Below are 12,971 nucleotides of genomic sequence, written 5' to 3'. Positions count from 1 at the left end.
CGGGTCCCCGAAAGGCTCGTGACCCCTGTGTTTGACTGGGGGAGGGTTGGGGTGTGTGGGGGGGGGGGCCTAAAACCCCGGCGGGGTCGTCCTGGCTTTCGCCAGGACGACCGCGATAGCTCAGATCATCCCCAGTGCTTGCATGTAGGTCTCGAGAATCGTCTCGGCCTCCGCGCGCTCGTTCGGGTCCTGCTTGCGCATACGCACGATGGTGCGCAGCGCCTTGACGTCGTAGCCGTTGCCCTTGGCCTCGGCGAAGACGTCGCGGATGTCGTCGGAGATCGCCTTCTTCTCTTCCTCCAGCCGCTCAATGCGCTCGATGATGGACTTGAGCTGGTCCTTGGCAAATTTCGTCGCGGGCTCGTCGTCGCGGACGGCGGCGGAGGTGGCCATCTTGGTACTCCCAATGGAACTGGCAAAACGAGGTGACGCCGGCATCCTCACCGCGCGTGCTGGTTAGACCCTTAGGGTTCGGACCTCTCGCGTTCAAGGCAGCATCGCGCTCGTCCACAGCGCGCCCACACCTTCCTGCGGCGTGTCGAAGAAAGCTGTTGTGTGATGCGACTCAAGGCACCGCATCAGGCTGCCAGCGAGGCCGTTCAGTGCCCGGGATGAACCTTCTTCATGGCATCGAGCTGCTCAGGCGTGGCCGCGCCCTGGTATTTCGACTTCCAGGCCTCGTAGGGCATGCCATAGACGGCTTCCCGGCTCTCGTCCTTGCTCAAGGCGACGCCTTGGGCGTCGGCGGCGTCCTTGAGCCAGTTGGACAGGCAGTTGCGGCAGAAGCCCGCGAGATTCATCAGGTCGATGTTCTGGACGTCTGTCCGCGTCTTCAAATGATCGACCAGGCGCCGGAAAGCGGCAGCCTCGAGTTCCGTTCTGGTTTTGTCGTCGATTGCCATGGCAGGATCCCTCGGCTTACGAATTGGCTGTGACCTGGATGGGTCACCCTTACGAGATCAGGTGGGGCCTGTCACAGATTTTGCCATATCGCGGCGCAAACGGGCGCCAAGCCGACTTCGGGGCAGTTCCCGGGCCCTACGCCAAATCGTCAATGATCTGATATAGCTTCCGCGACAATGATCGCCGAATCTCCCCGCTCCCCCCTTCGCCTGCTCGCCCGGTTGGTCCCGGTGCTGGTGATTGGCCTGCTGTGCCTCTGGGCCAGCCCGGCCTCCGCCGATTTCCGGCTTTGCAACAACACATCGAGCCGGGTCGGCATCGCGCTCGGCTACAAGGATGCCGAGGGCTGGACCACCGAGGGCTGGTGGAACATCTCGTCCCGTTCCTGCGAGACCCTGCTGCGCGGAACGTTGGTGGCCCGCTTCTATTACATCTACGCCATCGACTATGACCGCGGCGGCGAATGGTCGGGCCAAGCCTTCATGTGCTCGCGCGACAAGGAGTTCACCATCCGCGGCACCGAGGACTGCCTCGCGCGCGGCTATGACCGGACCGGCTATTTCGAGGTCGACACCGGCGAGCAGCGGGCCTGGACGGTGCAGCTCACCGATGCCAACGAGCAGCCGTCTAAACAGCAGCGCGTGCCCGGTCTACCCGGCCCGGTTGGTCCCGGGGTTCCAGGTTTGCCCAATGGCCCGCCCGGTGGTACGCCCCCCGCCGCGCCTGGCCTCCCGCCAGCTCCCTCGCCCCCGTCTGGAAGTAAGCCATGAGGCGTCTTCGCCGTATCAAGATTCTCGCGACCCTTGGACCCGCCTCTTCGGACCTCGCGATGATCCGCCGCCTGTTCGAGGCCGGCGCCGACCTGTTCCGCATCAACATGAGCCACACCCCGCACGACAAGATGCGGGAGCTGGTGGCCACGATCCGCAACGTCGAGAGCAGCTATGGAAGGCCGATCGGCATTCTGGTCGATCTCCAGGGACCAAAGCTCAGGCTCGGCGCGTTCGCCGAAGGCGCGGTCCAGCTCCAGAATGGCCAGACCTTCACGCTGGATTCCGACAAGGCGCCGGGTGACACCACCCGCGTCCAGCTCCCGCATCCGGAGATCCTGGCCGCGCTGCGGCCGGGCCATTCGCTGTTGCTCGACGACGGCAAGGTGCGGCTGATTGCCGAGGAGACCTCGAAGGAGCACGCGGTGACGCGCGTCGTGGTCGGCGGCCGGATGTCCGATCGCAAGGGCGTTAGCCTGCCCGACACCGACCTGCCGGTCTCGGCAATGACGCCGAAGGACCGCGCCGACCTCGAGGCGGCGCTGGTCACTGGCGTCGACTGGATCGCGCTGTCCTTCGTGCAGCGCGCGGACGACGTGCTTGAGGCCAAGAAGATGATCCGCGGCCGTGCCGCGGTGATGGCGAAGATCGAGAAGCCGCAGGCGATCGATCGCCTGGCCGACATCATCGACGCCTCCGACGCCCTGATGGTGGCGCGCGGCGACCTCGGCGTCGAGCTGCCGCTGGAACGCGTGCCGAGCCTGCAGAAGCAGATGACGCGCATGGCGCGGCGCGCCGGCAAGCCGGTCGTGATCGCGACCCAGATGCTGGAATCGATGATCCAATCGCCGGTGCCGACCCGCGCCGAGGTCTCCGACGTCGCCACCGCCGTCTACGAAGGCGCCGACGCCATCATGCTGTCGGCGGAATCGGCGGCCGGCAAATTCCCCGTGGAGGCCGTCTCGACCATGAATCGCATCGGCGAGGAGGTTGAGCGCGACCCGATCTATCGCTCCGTCATCACCGCACAGCGGCCCGCCCCGGAAGCCACCGCCGGCGACGCCATCGCGGACGCCGCGCGGCAGATCGCCGAGACGCTCGACCTGCCGGCCCTGATCTGCTGGACCAGCTCGGGATCGACCGCCGTGCGCGTGGCGCGCGAGCGGCCGAAGCCGCCGATCGTGGCGATCACGCCGAACGTCGCGGCGGGACGCCGGCTGTCGGTCGTCTGGGGCGTGCATTGCGTGGTGGCGGAAGACGCGCGCGACCAGGACGACATGGTGAGCCGCGCGGGCCAGATCGCGTTCCGCGACGGCTTCGTCCGGGCCGGCCAGAGAGTGATCATCGTCGCCGGCGTGCCGCTCGGCATCCCCGGCACCACCAACATGGTGCGCATCGCCTCGGTCGGCCCCGAGGGCGAAGCAAATATCTAGGTCCGCCAGCACGCGGCAAACAAAAAACGTCGAAAACAACCCCATGCACAGTAGCCGGCGGGTTCGGCGCATGTGCTCGGGTTTGTCGCAAAGGCGAGCTGGGGCAATGGCCTGGGCGCGATCAGGTCCCCCGGTCGATCAGGCGGACGTTTTAGACCCCAACCAGCGCTTTCGCCGTCGGCAGCAGCGTCTGCTGCACGACGAGACCCCTGGCGCGGGCGTCCATGACGCCGACCGCGCGGAGCGCCAGCAGCGTCACGGTCTGCACCGCATCGCGCATCCTGGCGGGATCGTCGAGATTGTCCGGCGCGAGCGGTCCGACCAAGGCCTCGTGCAGGGCGCCGAGCAGCGCGGTTGCGGCGAGCGCGGTGTCCTGCGCCGGCAGGTGGCCGGCGCGCACTGCGGCGTCGATCCGCGAGGCCATCTCGCCCGCGATCTCGCGCCGGCTGGCGAGGCGTGAAGCGCTGACATCGACATCGACCGGCTCGGCCAGGATGCCCCAGGCGAGCCTGCGCTGCGACAGGGTATGGACCGCCACGGTGGTCACGGCCGCCGCCAGCGCCGACGACGGCCCCGGTGCGGCATCGGCGGCTCGCCGGATCGCCGTGAGCTCGTCGCGGGAGACTTCGGCGATCAATTCGGAAATCAAATCGGCCTTGGAGGGGAAGTAGCGGTAGACCGTACCCGCCGCGACGCTGGCGCGAACCGCGACCGGCGCAATCTGCACCGCCGCCATCCCGCCTTCCGCCGCTGCCTCCCGCGCCGCCGCCAGTATCGCACTGCGCCGAGCCGCAAGGCGCTTCACCACTTGATGCGTCCGCCGATAAACCATGGCGCGCTTCCTGTCCCACACGCCAGCCGCACGCCCTGCGGCCGAACGCTTCGTCACTGATGTCGCAAATCGCCCCGCAAGGACTGAACAACTATTCAGAGTGGATGACAAGGTGCAAATGCATGAAGCGTCACGCCAAAAATAAGTGCGAGCTCAAACAGCTGAAAACCTCGCGAATGGCTTTGGTGAAGGGGTAACCACGATCGTTACCGCCATCTTAAACCTGCCCCGCGACTGTGCTGCGGTATTGCGATCCCACCTCGGTGCAGCATGGTCGACACGGACGCCCGGACCGCCTGGCAGCTCTTCCACCTGAACTGGCTTCCCATCGCAGCCATGGGCACCCCGCTGGCGCTCGGTCTCTCCTTCACCGGCCTGAGCCTCGAACCGGTCGCCTACGGCGTGACGCTGGCAGTCGCTGCACTCCTGCTCGCGGTGGCCTATGGCCACCGCATCGTCAAAGGCGAGCTTGCCGACCCGAAGCTGCTGTTTTCGCTCGGCACGATCGGACAGATCATTCTCACCTGCGCAATCGTCGGACCGCTCAGCTATGTGGCGGCCAAGCTGAACTGGCCACTGCAGGACCAGGCGCTGCTTGCGATCGACCGTGCTCTCGGCCTCGATCCCGAACCGATCGCGCGATACGTCAACGACCATCCCTGGCTCGCGGACTGTCTGGCTCGCGGATACGGGCTGATCAAATTGCCGCTGCTGGGCATCCCCGTCGTGCTGGCACTGACGGCGCACTATATGCGGCTGCAATTGTTCATGCTCGCGATGAGCCTCGCGCTCGCGGTCACCATCGCGATCTCCGCCGTCGTGCCCGCGATCGGTACCTATTGGGGGCTGCAGCTGTCCGCCGCGCATTTTCCCGAAATCAACACCGCGATCTATGCCGGGCAGTTGCGCGACATTCTCGCGCTTCGCGACGGTAGCCTGCACGAGCTCCGGTTGTTCTTCCTCGCCGGCATTGTCTCGTTTCCGAGCTTCCACGCCGCGTCCGCCGTGCTCTACATGTGGGCGCTGTGGCCGGTGCGCGGCCTCGGCGGCATCGCGGCCGCGCTCAATCTGTTGATGATCGCGGCGACTCCGGTGATCGGCGCGCATTACGTCATCGACGTCGCCGGCGGCATCGCAGTCGCCGCAGCGTCGATCTGGGCGGCGAAATTTTATCTCGAATGGCACCGCCGCGCGCAGCAAACGTCTGCCGCGCCTGCACCGTCGGCGGTCTGGCAGACCGGCCTCGCGGAATGACGGGCGGCAAGTTGCCTAGGGTCCGCGCGTAGCGCTGTCCCACCAGCAACTTTCAACCTTCAATGTTCTCAACGGTGCGAGCACTTCCGTCTGCGCTCTTGGAGCTGCGGCAGACGCTTTGCCGCCTCACAAGCTTGCTACAGCTTCACGACCTCCCAGATCCGGAAATCGTCGGCCAAAAGCAGAGAGCCCCGTCAAGGACGGGGCTCTCTAAATTCGCGATCTGTCCGGCCTTACTTGAGGCTGGTCGAGATCGAGGTGAACTTGGCGTTCAACGTGGTGCCCAGGTTATTGACGACAGTGATGATCGCCAGCGCGATGCCGGCGGCGATCAGACCGTATTCAATGGCGGTGGCGCCGGATTCATCCTTCGCGAAACGCGCAACGAGGTTCTTCATAAAGAGCTCCAAATGAGTACACGAGGCTACAACTGATCTGGTCTTTTTGGCTTCCCAGCGCCGCTTGACCATGGAACCGAACGTAGTGGCAAAGAATTGCGCCGCAGTTAATTCGACTGCGGAAACACAGAGCGGTTTGCGTGTATTCGCCGATGGTAAACCGAAATCTAAAACGATCCGTTAAATGTTGAGATATCAAGCCGCCCGGTAGGACTGGTTTACCCGGAATTATGACCACCGTGGTCCAATGTCGACCGCTCGGCACCCCGACAGAAACAACAGGACGACGAGGCGGCATGTCCCTTTCCTTTGCCAACAGCATCACGGTGCAGGGTCGTGCGCGAACCCTGGTGCCGCTGTGCGTCGGTGCGGGTGCCTATCTCTTCTTCGTGTATGTCGGCGACACGCTGCTTCAGGACTCTGACTCGTTCTGGCAGATCAAGATCGGACAATGGATCCTGGATCACGGCGCCATGCCGTACACGGACATCTTTTCCTTCACGCGGACGGGCGCGCCGTGGATTTCAACGTCGTGGCTGTCGCAGGTGCTGTTCGCTTTCGCTCATGCGCAAGGGGGCTGGGCAGGTCCCGTCATCATCACCGCGATGGGAGTCGCGCTCACGGCCGCGATCTTCGTCCATCTGCTCGAGGCGCAGATCGAGGCGCCCCGCGCAGTGCTGTTTGCGATGCTGGCCCTGCTGCTGTCGCTGCATCACGTCCTGGCGCGTCCCCACATCCTGGCGCTGCCTGTCATGGTGGCGTGGGTCGGCCTATTGATGGCGGCTGCCGACCGCAGGAGCGCACCGTCCTGGTACTGGCTGCCGCTGATGGCGCTGTGGGCGAACTTGCATGGCGGCTTCGTACTCGGCTTGGCGCTGATCGGTCCGATCTCACTCGAGGCCATCGAGCACGCCGAGAAAGGACGGCGGCTGCAGCTGTTCCTGCGCTGGGTGCTGTTCGGGATCGGTGCACTGGTCGCGAGTTGCTGTACGCCGTACGGCTGGAGAACGCTGCTGGGCGCGACCAACATCCTGAGCCTGGGCGAGTTGCTCTCGCTGATCTACGAATGGATGCCGGCCAACTTTGCCACCTTCTCCTCGTTCGAGGGCGCCCTGCTCGGTCTGATCGCATTCGGCTATTATCGCGGCCTCGTGCTCTCGGCGCCCAGGATATTCCTGATCCTGTTCCTGACCTGGAGCGCGCTGACCCACGTCAGGAGCATCGAGGCGTTCGCGTTCCTGGTGCCGCTGGTGCTGGCGAAGCCGCTGGGCCAGCTGGCCTCGCGCCCGCAGCCGGACGCAACCGGTGCCGACCGCTGGCCGGCCCGCTATGTCACCGCGCTTGGCGCGCTGATGATCGTGGCCGCGAGCTGGACCTCGACCTCGCTTTACATGCGGCATCACCACTTCACCTTCACCATGACGCAGACCCCGGTCGCGGCAGTCGACTTGCTCGAACAACGCAAGGTCCAGCGCGTCTTCAACGCCTACCAGTTCGGCGGTTATCTGATCTCGCGCGACGTCCCTGTTTACGTCGACGGCCGCGCCGAGCTCTATGGCGAGAAATTCGTCATGGACTTCTTCAAGGCGACCGAGGGCAGGAAGCCCGAGCTGCTTCCGCGCCTGCTCGACGAATACAAGGTCGACGCAACGCTATTGACCGCCGATGCGCCCGGACCGCAGATCCTGGACATGCTCAAGGGTTGGAAGCGGATCTACACGGACGACATCGCAGTGATCCATGTTCGGGACGATGCGGCTGCGACGCCGCCGAAGTGAAAACGTAGCTCCGGTGAATGGGACGTCCGCTTCAAAGCGTGAAGCAGACCTGAACAGGCGCTCGGGCCACTTCGCCGTCTGCTCCTTAGCCGACTTCGTCGGAAAGTGGACCGATCCAGCAAATTTCGCGAACGACGATCGCAAGCCCGGCAGATCGGTAGCAAGCGGCTCTCGCGAGATAGCTTCCTGGTCGTAACGCCAGAACCTGATGTTTACTGCGCAAATCGTCTCCTCTATCCGATGCATCTAGCAACCACATTGCACCGGACGCACCTGTGCCGAATTCCAGGCGTTCAGCATTTGAACGTTTCAGAAGGTTCCGCAGTTGTGGACTTTGCAACGCAGGTTCGATGAGTCTTTCGTCATCAACCCCAAGCCATTGAACGAGAAAGCCCCTGTCACGGTGACCACTGGAGCACCACGCGATGTCGCCGGCATCGCCAGATAGCACAACAGCGCTGCCTTGGTAGCAGGCAATTGATCCCAGCCAAGTTCTCACTCTGCATGCACGGGCATAGTCGCTTTGGTCGGCCGGATCTTCATGACCGCGCCATCCTTCGATACCCCGCCAATGCGGGAGTTGTTCGTCAGCAATCAGCAGGTGAGGACCGCCGGTTGTCGTTATCCAATTGTGTGTTCGCAACATACGTCGAACGATAGCAGGTATTTCTGCTGTTGGCCCCGTAGTCGACGCGCCAAGGCAAGTTGCCGCTCTTCGCTTCCGAGGGCGTAGCGGACATAGCAAGTGTTCGCGGGCTGATCGGGTTTTCAGTACCCGTCTCAGCGCTTTGAATTGGGCGTCCAGGAAGTCAAACCTTCCCCAATCGGGAGAGATGATCGAGTTCCGGACTCCCAGTGGATCGACCAAAAAGCCGATCCCTCATCAATCATCAATTGCCCGTCTGCAGTTCGCCGAAGCGCTCCCAGCTTTTGCCATTGAAGCGCATGAACTGCATCTGGTCGACCGGGACATGGTCGGTGGTGCCGGTGTTGACCTTGATGCCGGGCAACAACATCGGCAATTCGAGATCGCGGATCGCAAACGCCTGCTTGAGGATGTTCTCGGTCGACAGATCATTGCCGCAGGTTTTCAGCACAGCCTCGAGCGCCATCGCGCTGTTGTAGGCGTTGACGTAATTGGTGTCGTGCTGGTCGGCCTCCGGCAAATATCTGGTCATGAACTCGCGCCAGCCCCTGACGCCGGAATCGTCCTTCCAGGCGGGATCGTCCGGGTCCTTCACGTAAGCGGTGGAGAGGATGCCGGTGCCGGCTTCCAGTCCCGCAGGCTCCATCACCGTCGAAACCCACACCGCAACGTTGGACAGGAACGTCATGGGCCGCCAGCCGATCTCGAAGGATTTGCGGATCGCTTGCGCCGCGAATTTCGGCGTCGCCGCGATCACGAATACGTCGGCGCCCGAGGCCTTGAGCTTCACGATCTGGGAATCGATGGTCGGGTCCTGGATCTCGTAGGTCGCATTGGTGACCACGGTGTCGTATTTCTCGCCGAGCACGTCCTTCAGCCCGGCGAGATAATCGCGGCCGTAATCGTCGTTCTGCGAGATCACGGCGAACTTCGCGTTCGGATTCTTTGCCAGCGCGTAACGCGCATAGAGCCGCGCTTCATAGCGGAACGGCGCCTGCACGCCCATCGTCGCCTGCGGATATTGCGCGACGTCGGCGAATTTCGAGGCGCCGGAGCCGATGAAGAGCTGCGGCACGTTCTTGGACTGGAGGTATTTCGCGATCGCCGTGTTGTGGGCGGTACCGATCGAGGAGAAGATCAGCGCGACTTCGTCGCTCTCCACCAGCCTGCGGGTCTGCTCGACCGATTTCGGCGGCGCATAGCTGTCGTCGAGCGAGATCAGATTGACCTTGCGCCCGTTGATGCCGCCCTTCTCGTTCAGCATCTTGAAATAGCCGACCTCGCCCTTGCCGAGCGCCCCGAAGGCCGACACCGGCCCGCTGTAGGGCATGGTCTGGCCGATTTTGATCTCGGTCGCGCTGACGCCGCGCATTTCGGCGGCGGCGGATGGGGCGGACAGGAACGAGACTATCAGGAACGATACGGCGCCAAGCGCGCCCAATGCCCTCGCAAAACGCATCGGCTTGCCCTCCCCTTTGTCTGCGCGGTCGAGCCGCGCGTTAATTGAGGAGAGCATGCCACGACATCACCGCAGACTCCAATCGCTATGAGTCGCGGGGCCTGTTCGTTGCGAGATGCTCAGTTGCCCACGTTCGAAAAGCACCACCCAACAAAAAACGCGGCGTTTCCGCCGCGTTTTTCAATTCAATCTGTCGTTCGCGATTACGCCTGCGGCTGCGGCTCCAGGCCGGGATCCGGATCGGGCCGCGGGCGCGACTTGCCGGCCGGCGGCACGGCGGAGGCGCGCGGGGTGGTCGGCTCAAGCACGGATTCGCGGTTCGGCTTCTTGCCCTTGAGCAGGTCGATGATCTCGTCGCCGGAGAGCGTCTCGAATTCGAGCAGGCCCTTGGCGAGAGCTTCGAGATCGGCGCGCTTCTCGGTGAGAATACGCGTCGCCTCGTTGTAGCCTTCTTCGACGAAGCGCCGGATCTCGGTGTCGATCTTCTGAACCGTCGCCTCCGATGCGTTCTGGGTGCGCGACACCGACATGCCCAGGAAAACCTCATCCTGGTTCTCGCCGTAGGACACGGTGCCGAGCGCCTCGGACAGGCCCCAGCGCGTCACCATCATGCGCGCCAGACGCGTCGCCTGCTCGATGTCGGACGACGCACCCGAAGTCACCTTCTCGCGGCCGAAGATCAGCTCTTCGGCGACGCGGCCGCCCATCATGATGGCCAGGCGGGAGGTCATCTGCTCCAGCGACATCGACAGCTTGTCGCGCTCGGGCAGCTGCATGACCATGCCCAGCGCACGACCGCGCGGAATGATGGTCGCCTTGTGGATCGGATCGGTCGCGACGACGTTGAGGCCGACGATGGCGTGGCCGCCCTCGTGATAGGCCGTCAGCAGCTTCTCTTCCTCGGTCATGACGAGCGACTTGCGCTCGGCGCCCATCATCACCTTGTCCTTGGCTTCCTCGAACTCGGCCTGGGTCACCATCCGCTTGTTGCGGCGGGCGGCGGTGAGCGCGGCTTCGTTGACGAGGTTCATCAGGTCGGCGCCGGAGAAGCCCGGGGTGCCGCGCGCGATGGTCTTGAGGTTGATATCCGGCGCCAACGGCACCTTGCGGACGTGGACCTTGAGGATCTGCTCGCGGCCGACGACGTCCGGGTTGGGCACCACGACCTGACGGTCGAAGCGGCCGGGACGCAGCAGCGCGGGATCGAGCACGTCGGGACGGTTGGTCGCGGCGATCAGGATCACGCCCTCGTTGGCCTCGAAGCCGTCCATCTCGACCAGCAACTGGTTCAGCGTCTGCTCGCGCTCGTCATTGCCGCCGCCGAGGCCAGCGCCACGGTGACGACCGACGGCGTCGATTTCGTCGATGAAGATGATGCAGGGCGCATTCTTCTTGGCCTGCTCGAACATGTCGCGGACGCGGCTGGCGCCGACGCCGACGAACATCTCGACGAAGTCAGAACCGGAAATGGTGAAGAACGGCACGTTGGCTTCGCCCGCGACCGCACGCGCGATCAGGGTCTTGCCGGTGCCGGGAGGGCCGACCAGCAGCACGCCGCGCGGAATGCGGCCGCCGAGGCGCTGGAATTTGCCGGGGTCGCGCAGGAATTCGACGATCTCCTGCAGGTCCTGCTTGGCTTCGTCGACGCCCGCGACGTCCTCGAAGGTGACGCGGCCATGCGCTTCAGTCAGCATTTTTGCGCGCGACTTGCCGAAGCCCATCGCCTTGCCGGCGCCGCCCTGCATCTGCCGCGACAGGAAGATCCACACGCCGATCAGCGCGATGAAGGGCAGCCAGGAGACCAGCAGCGAGACAAACCACGGCACGTTGTCGCCGGGCGGCTTCGCCGTGATCTGCACCTTGCTGTCATAGAGGCGCTTCACGAGCGTCGGATCGCTCGGCGCGTAGGTCTGGAAGCTCGAGCCGTTGGTGAAGGTGCCGTGGATGTCCGGCCCCTGAATCACGACGTCGCGCACATTGCCGCGGTCAACCTCGCTCAGGAGCTGGGAGAAGGCGATGTCCTGCGAGGAGGCGCGCTGACCCGGATTCTGGAAGAGCGTGAACAACGCCAACAGCAGCAGGACAATGATGACCCAGAGGGCGAAATTGCGCAGATTGGCGTTCATCGATCTTCCTTCGTGGTCGCGCGGATCGCGGCCTGAGCCTTGGGCAGTTATTTGGGCAGCGCGAGGAAATCCCCAAGGAATCCTCTCGGTTAGACGGATACAATCTAGGTGTCGCTCCGGTCGCTGCCAAGGGAACGAGATGGGACTATTTAGCCCATCTTAGTCCGATTCCCGCTGAAATAATGGCGCCCTGATCCCGGTTTTTCCGGCCTGGTTAAGGTGTCCTCACGGCGCGGTCGCGAAACGAGCCGGTGCCATGATCCGCCCTTATCCCGCCTTGCGCCGGGCGGGCGCCGGGCCGATGCGGATACGCCCCCCGGCAAGGCTGATCAGGGCTCCTGCAAGCGTCTGCTTCAGGGCCGGCCGGCCATTTGCGGGTGCGCGGGGACGTGAGGCAATGGCCTGATCGAGCGCGGCCAGGAGGGATTCGACCTTGCCGAGTTCCGCCGGTCCCTCGTGCCCGAACGCGTTGATGGCCCGCAGCAGGATCCGCAGCCGGACCTCCTCCGGCAGGGCGGCAAACGCGGAGGCTTCGAGGCTTCGAAGGCCGGCCTGCGGCGCATCGCCGCGATCCCGCAAACGGAGGAAGCGCTCGGCTCCATCGGTCAGCACCTCGACGGACGCATTGGCGCGCGCCAGCCTTGCCGCGAGCCGAGCCAGGCTGCGGGCATCACCGCCCTCCGCCGCGAGCTGCGGCAGCAGCGCACGCAGCCGCGGCCGGGTAAAGGCCGCGTCATGGTTGGTGGGATCGTCGGCAAAGCTGATCTTCGCCCGCTTCAAGGTCGCGATCAGCTGCGACTTCGGAACATCGAGCAGCGGACGCGCAAGGACGACGCCGTCGCGCTCGGTGAGACGGGCCATCGCCGACAGCCCGACCAATCCGCTGCCGCGGACAAGACGCATCAACAGGGTCTCGGCCTGGTCGTCGCGGGTGTGGGCGGTCAGCACGTGGCTCGCACCGGCGACACGCGCGGCCTGCACAAGTAGACGGTAGCGGGCTTCGCGCGCGGCGGCCGGCAGTCCCGTTTTCGGCTTCGCCCCGCGCCAGCGCACGGTCCGGTGCGGCAAGCCAAGCCCGGTCGCCAGACGCTTGACCTCGCGCGCCTCGCGCGCCGCCTCCGGCCGCAAGCCGTGGTCGATGGTGACGACACTGAGACGCGGGCCGCGCGCGAGGCTGCGGTGCCAGCGCGCCGCAAGCCACATCAGCGCGACCGAGTCGGGCCCGCCGGAGACCGCGAGCAATAGTCCCTGCGCGCCTTTCAGGCCTGCGAAGAGGCGCTTGGCCTCACGCGCCGAGATCGGTGAACTGTCCTCTGACATGACGCTGCAATCGTCCGCGGATGGACCGACTGTTTAGCGCAGCGCCATCCGC

12 protein-coding genes are annotated in these 12,971 nt (G+C 64.6%); 4 read left to right on the top strand and 8 right to left on the bottom strand.

The genetic code is table 11. The annotated features are described in order from the left end of the window. Nucleotides 1-120: 120 nt before the first annotated feature. Together ABIC03_RS38265 and ABIC03_RS38260 are read right to left on the bottom strand one after the other, a co-directional pair. A complete protein-coding gene (locus ABIC03_RS38265) occupies nt 121-393 on the bottom strand; it encodes a DUF2312 domain-containing protein (RefSeq protein WP_007596286.1) in 273 nt (90 codons plus the stop codon). 206 nt (nt 394-599) lie between these two features. Next, the gene (locus ABIC03_RS38260; RefSeq protein ID WP_007596287.1) at nt 600-902 is read right to left on the bottom strand and encodes a DUF1244 domain-containing protein; all 303 of its coding nucleotides are present in this window, start codon (nt 900-902) and stop codon (nt 600-602) included. 177 nt (nt 903-1,079) lie between these two features. Between ABIC03_RS38260 and ABIC03_RS38255 the strand changes: the two genes are divergently transcribed. Then, nucleotides 1,080-1,673 (top strand): DUF1036 domain-containing protein, encoded by a 594-nt coding sequence (locus tag ABIC03_RS38255; protein ID WP_354065962.1) that lies wholly within the window; start codon nt 1,080-1,082, stop codon nt 1,671-1,673. Next, entirely contained in the window at nt 1,670-3,106 is a 1,437-nt protein-coding gene (gene pyk, locus ABIC03_RS38250; RefSeq protein ID WP_354065960.1) for a pyruvate kinase, read from the top strand. Before ABIC03_RS38255 ends, pyk begins: the two co-directional genes overlap by 4 nt. Nucleotides 3,107-3,257: 151 nt before the next feature. Here pyk and ABIC03_RS38245 read toward each other — a convergent pair whose 3' ends face one another. Further along, the gene (locus ABIC03_RS38245) at nt 3,258-3,938 is read right to left on the bottom strand and encodes a TetR/AcrR family transcriptional regulator (protein ID WP_275169593.1); all 681 of its coding nucleotides are present in this window, start codon (nt 3,936-3,938) and stop codon (nt 3,258-3,260) included. Nucleotides 3,939-4,208: 270 nt separating this feature from the next. On the opposite strand from ABIC03_RS38245, the gene ABIC03_RS38240 reads away from it, so the two are divergent. Then, nucleotides 4,209-5,192: a phosphatase PAP2 family protein gene (locus ABIC03_RS38240; RefSeq protein WP_275169594.1), complete on the top strand. Its 984-nt coding sequence runs from the start codon at nt 4,209-4,211 to the stop codon at nt 5,190-5,192. A 233-nt stretch (nt 5,193-5,425) separates the two neighbouring features. On the opposite strand, the gene ABIC03_RS38235 is transcribed toward ABIC03_RS38240, so the two are convergent. Then, nucleotides 5,426-5,590 (bottom strand): Flp family type IVb pilin, encoded by a 165-nt coding sequence (locus ABIC03_RS38235; protein ID WP_106941974.1) that lies wholly within the window; start codon nt 5,588-5,590, stop codon nt 5,426-5,428. 296 nt (nt 5,591-5,886) lie between these two features. On the opposite strand from ABIC03_RS38235, the gene ABIC03_RS38230 reads away from it, so the two are divergent. Further along, nucleotides 5,887-7,368, top strand: a complete 1,482-nt coding sequence (locus tag ABIC03_RS38230; RefSeq protein ID WP_354065957.1) for a hypothetical protein — start codon at nt 5,887-5,889, stop codon at nt 7,366-7,368. 85 nt (nt 7,369-7,453) lie between these two features. Here the strand turns inward: ABIC03_RS38230 and ABIC03_RS38225 are convergent, their stop codons facing one another. The 4 genes from ABIC03_RS38225 to tilS form a co-directional block, all read right to left on the bottom strand. Further along, the gene (locus tag ABIC03_RS38225; protein ID WP_354065955.1) at nt 7,454-8,014 is read right to left on the bottom strand and encodes an Imm21 family immunity protein; all 561 of its coding nucleotides are present in this window, start codon (nt 8,012-8,014) and stop codon (nt 7,454-7,456) included. 244 nt (nt 8,015-8,258) lie between these two features. Beyond that, on the bottom strand, nt 8,259-9,473 hold the full coding sequence (locus tag ABIC03_RS38220) for an ABC transporter substrate-binding protein (RefSeq protein WP_354065953.1): 1,215 nt from the start codon (nt 9,471-9,473) through the stop codon (nt 8,259-8,261). Between the two features lie 203 nt (nt 9,474-9,676). Next, on the bottom strand, nt 9,677-11,599 hold the full coding sequence (ftsH, locus tag ABIC03_RS38215; protein WP_007596301.1) for an ATP-dependent zinc metalloprotease FtsH: 1,923 nt from the start codon (nt 11,597-11,599) through the stop codon (nt 9,677-9,679). A gap of 267 nt (nt 11,600-11,866) precedes the next feature. Continuing rightward, entirely contained in the window at nt 11,867-12,919 is a 1,053-nt protein-coding gene (tilS, locus tag ABIC03_RS38210) for a tRNA lysidine(34) synthetase TilS (protein WP_354065951.1), read from the bottom strand. Between the last annotated feature and the right edge of the window lie 52 nt (nt 12,920-12,971).

It is taken from the genome of Bradyrhizobium sp. RT6a (genome assembly GCF_040547675.1).
Classification (GTDB): Bacteria; Pseudomonadota; Alphaproteobacteria; order Rhizobiales; family Xanthobacteraceae; genus Bradyrhizobium.
This window is presented reverse-complemented; position numbering and strand designations above follow the sequence as displayed.

Bases quoted from the DNA above. Each gene is read 5' to 3' on its own strand.
- ABIC03_RS38265 (WP_007596286.1), bottom strand. From the start codon at position 393: ATGGCCACCTCCGCCGCCGTCCGCGACGACGAGCCCGCGACGAAATTT.
- ABIC03_RS38260 (WP_007596287.1), bottom strand. From the start codon at position 902: ATGGCAATCGACGACAAAACCAGAACGGAACTCGAGGCTGCCGCTTTC.
- ABIC03_RS38255 (WP_354065962.1), top strand. From the start codon at position 1,080: ATGATCGCCGAATCTCCCCGCTCCCCCCTTCGCCTGCTCGCCCGGTTG.
- pyk (WP_354065960.1), top strand. From the start codon at position 1,670: ATGAGGCGTCTTCGCCGTATCAAGATTCTCGCGACCCTTGGACCCGCC.
- ABIC03_RS38245 (WP_275169593.1), bottom strand. From the start codon at position 3,938: ATGGTTTATCGGCGGACGCATCAAGTGGTGAAGCGCCTTGCGGCTCGG.
- ABIC03_RS38240 (WP_275169594.1), top strand. From the start codon at position 4,209: ATGGTCGACACGGACGCCCGGACCGCCTGGCAGCTCTTCCACCTGAAC.
- ABIC03_RS38235 (WP_106941974.1), bottom strand. From the start codon at position 5,590: ATGAAGAACCTCGTTGCGCGTTTCGCGAAGGATGAATCCGGCGCCACC.
- ABIC03_RS38230 (WP_354065957.1), top strand. From the start codon at position 5,887: ATGTCCCTTTCCTTTGCCAACAGCATCACGGTGCAGGGTCGTGCGCGA.
- ABIC03_RS38225 (WP_354065955.1), bottom strand. From the start codon at position 8,014: ATGTTGCGAACACACAATTGGATAACGACAACCGGCGGTCCTCACCTG.
- ABIC03_RS38220 (WP_354065953.1), bottom strand. From the start codon at position 9,473: ATGCGTTTTGCGAGGGCATTGGGCGCGCTTGGCGCCGTATCGTTCCTG.
- ftsH (WP_007596301.1), bottom strand. From the start codon at position 11,599: ATGAACGCCAATCTGCGCAATTTCGCCCTCTGGGTCATCATTGTCCTG.
- tilS (WP_354065951.1), bottom strand. From the start codon at position 12,919: ATGTCAGAGGACAGTTCACCGATCTCGGCGCGTGAGGCCAAGCGCCTC.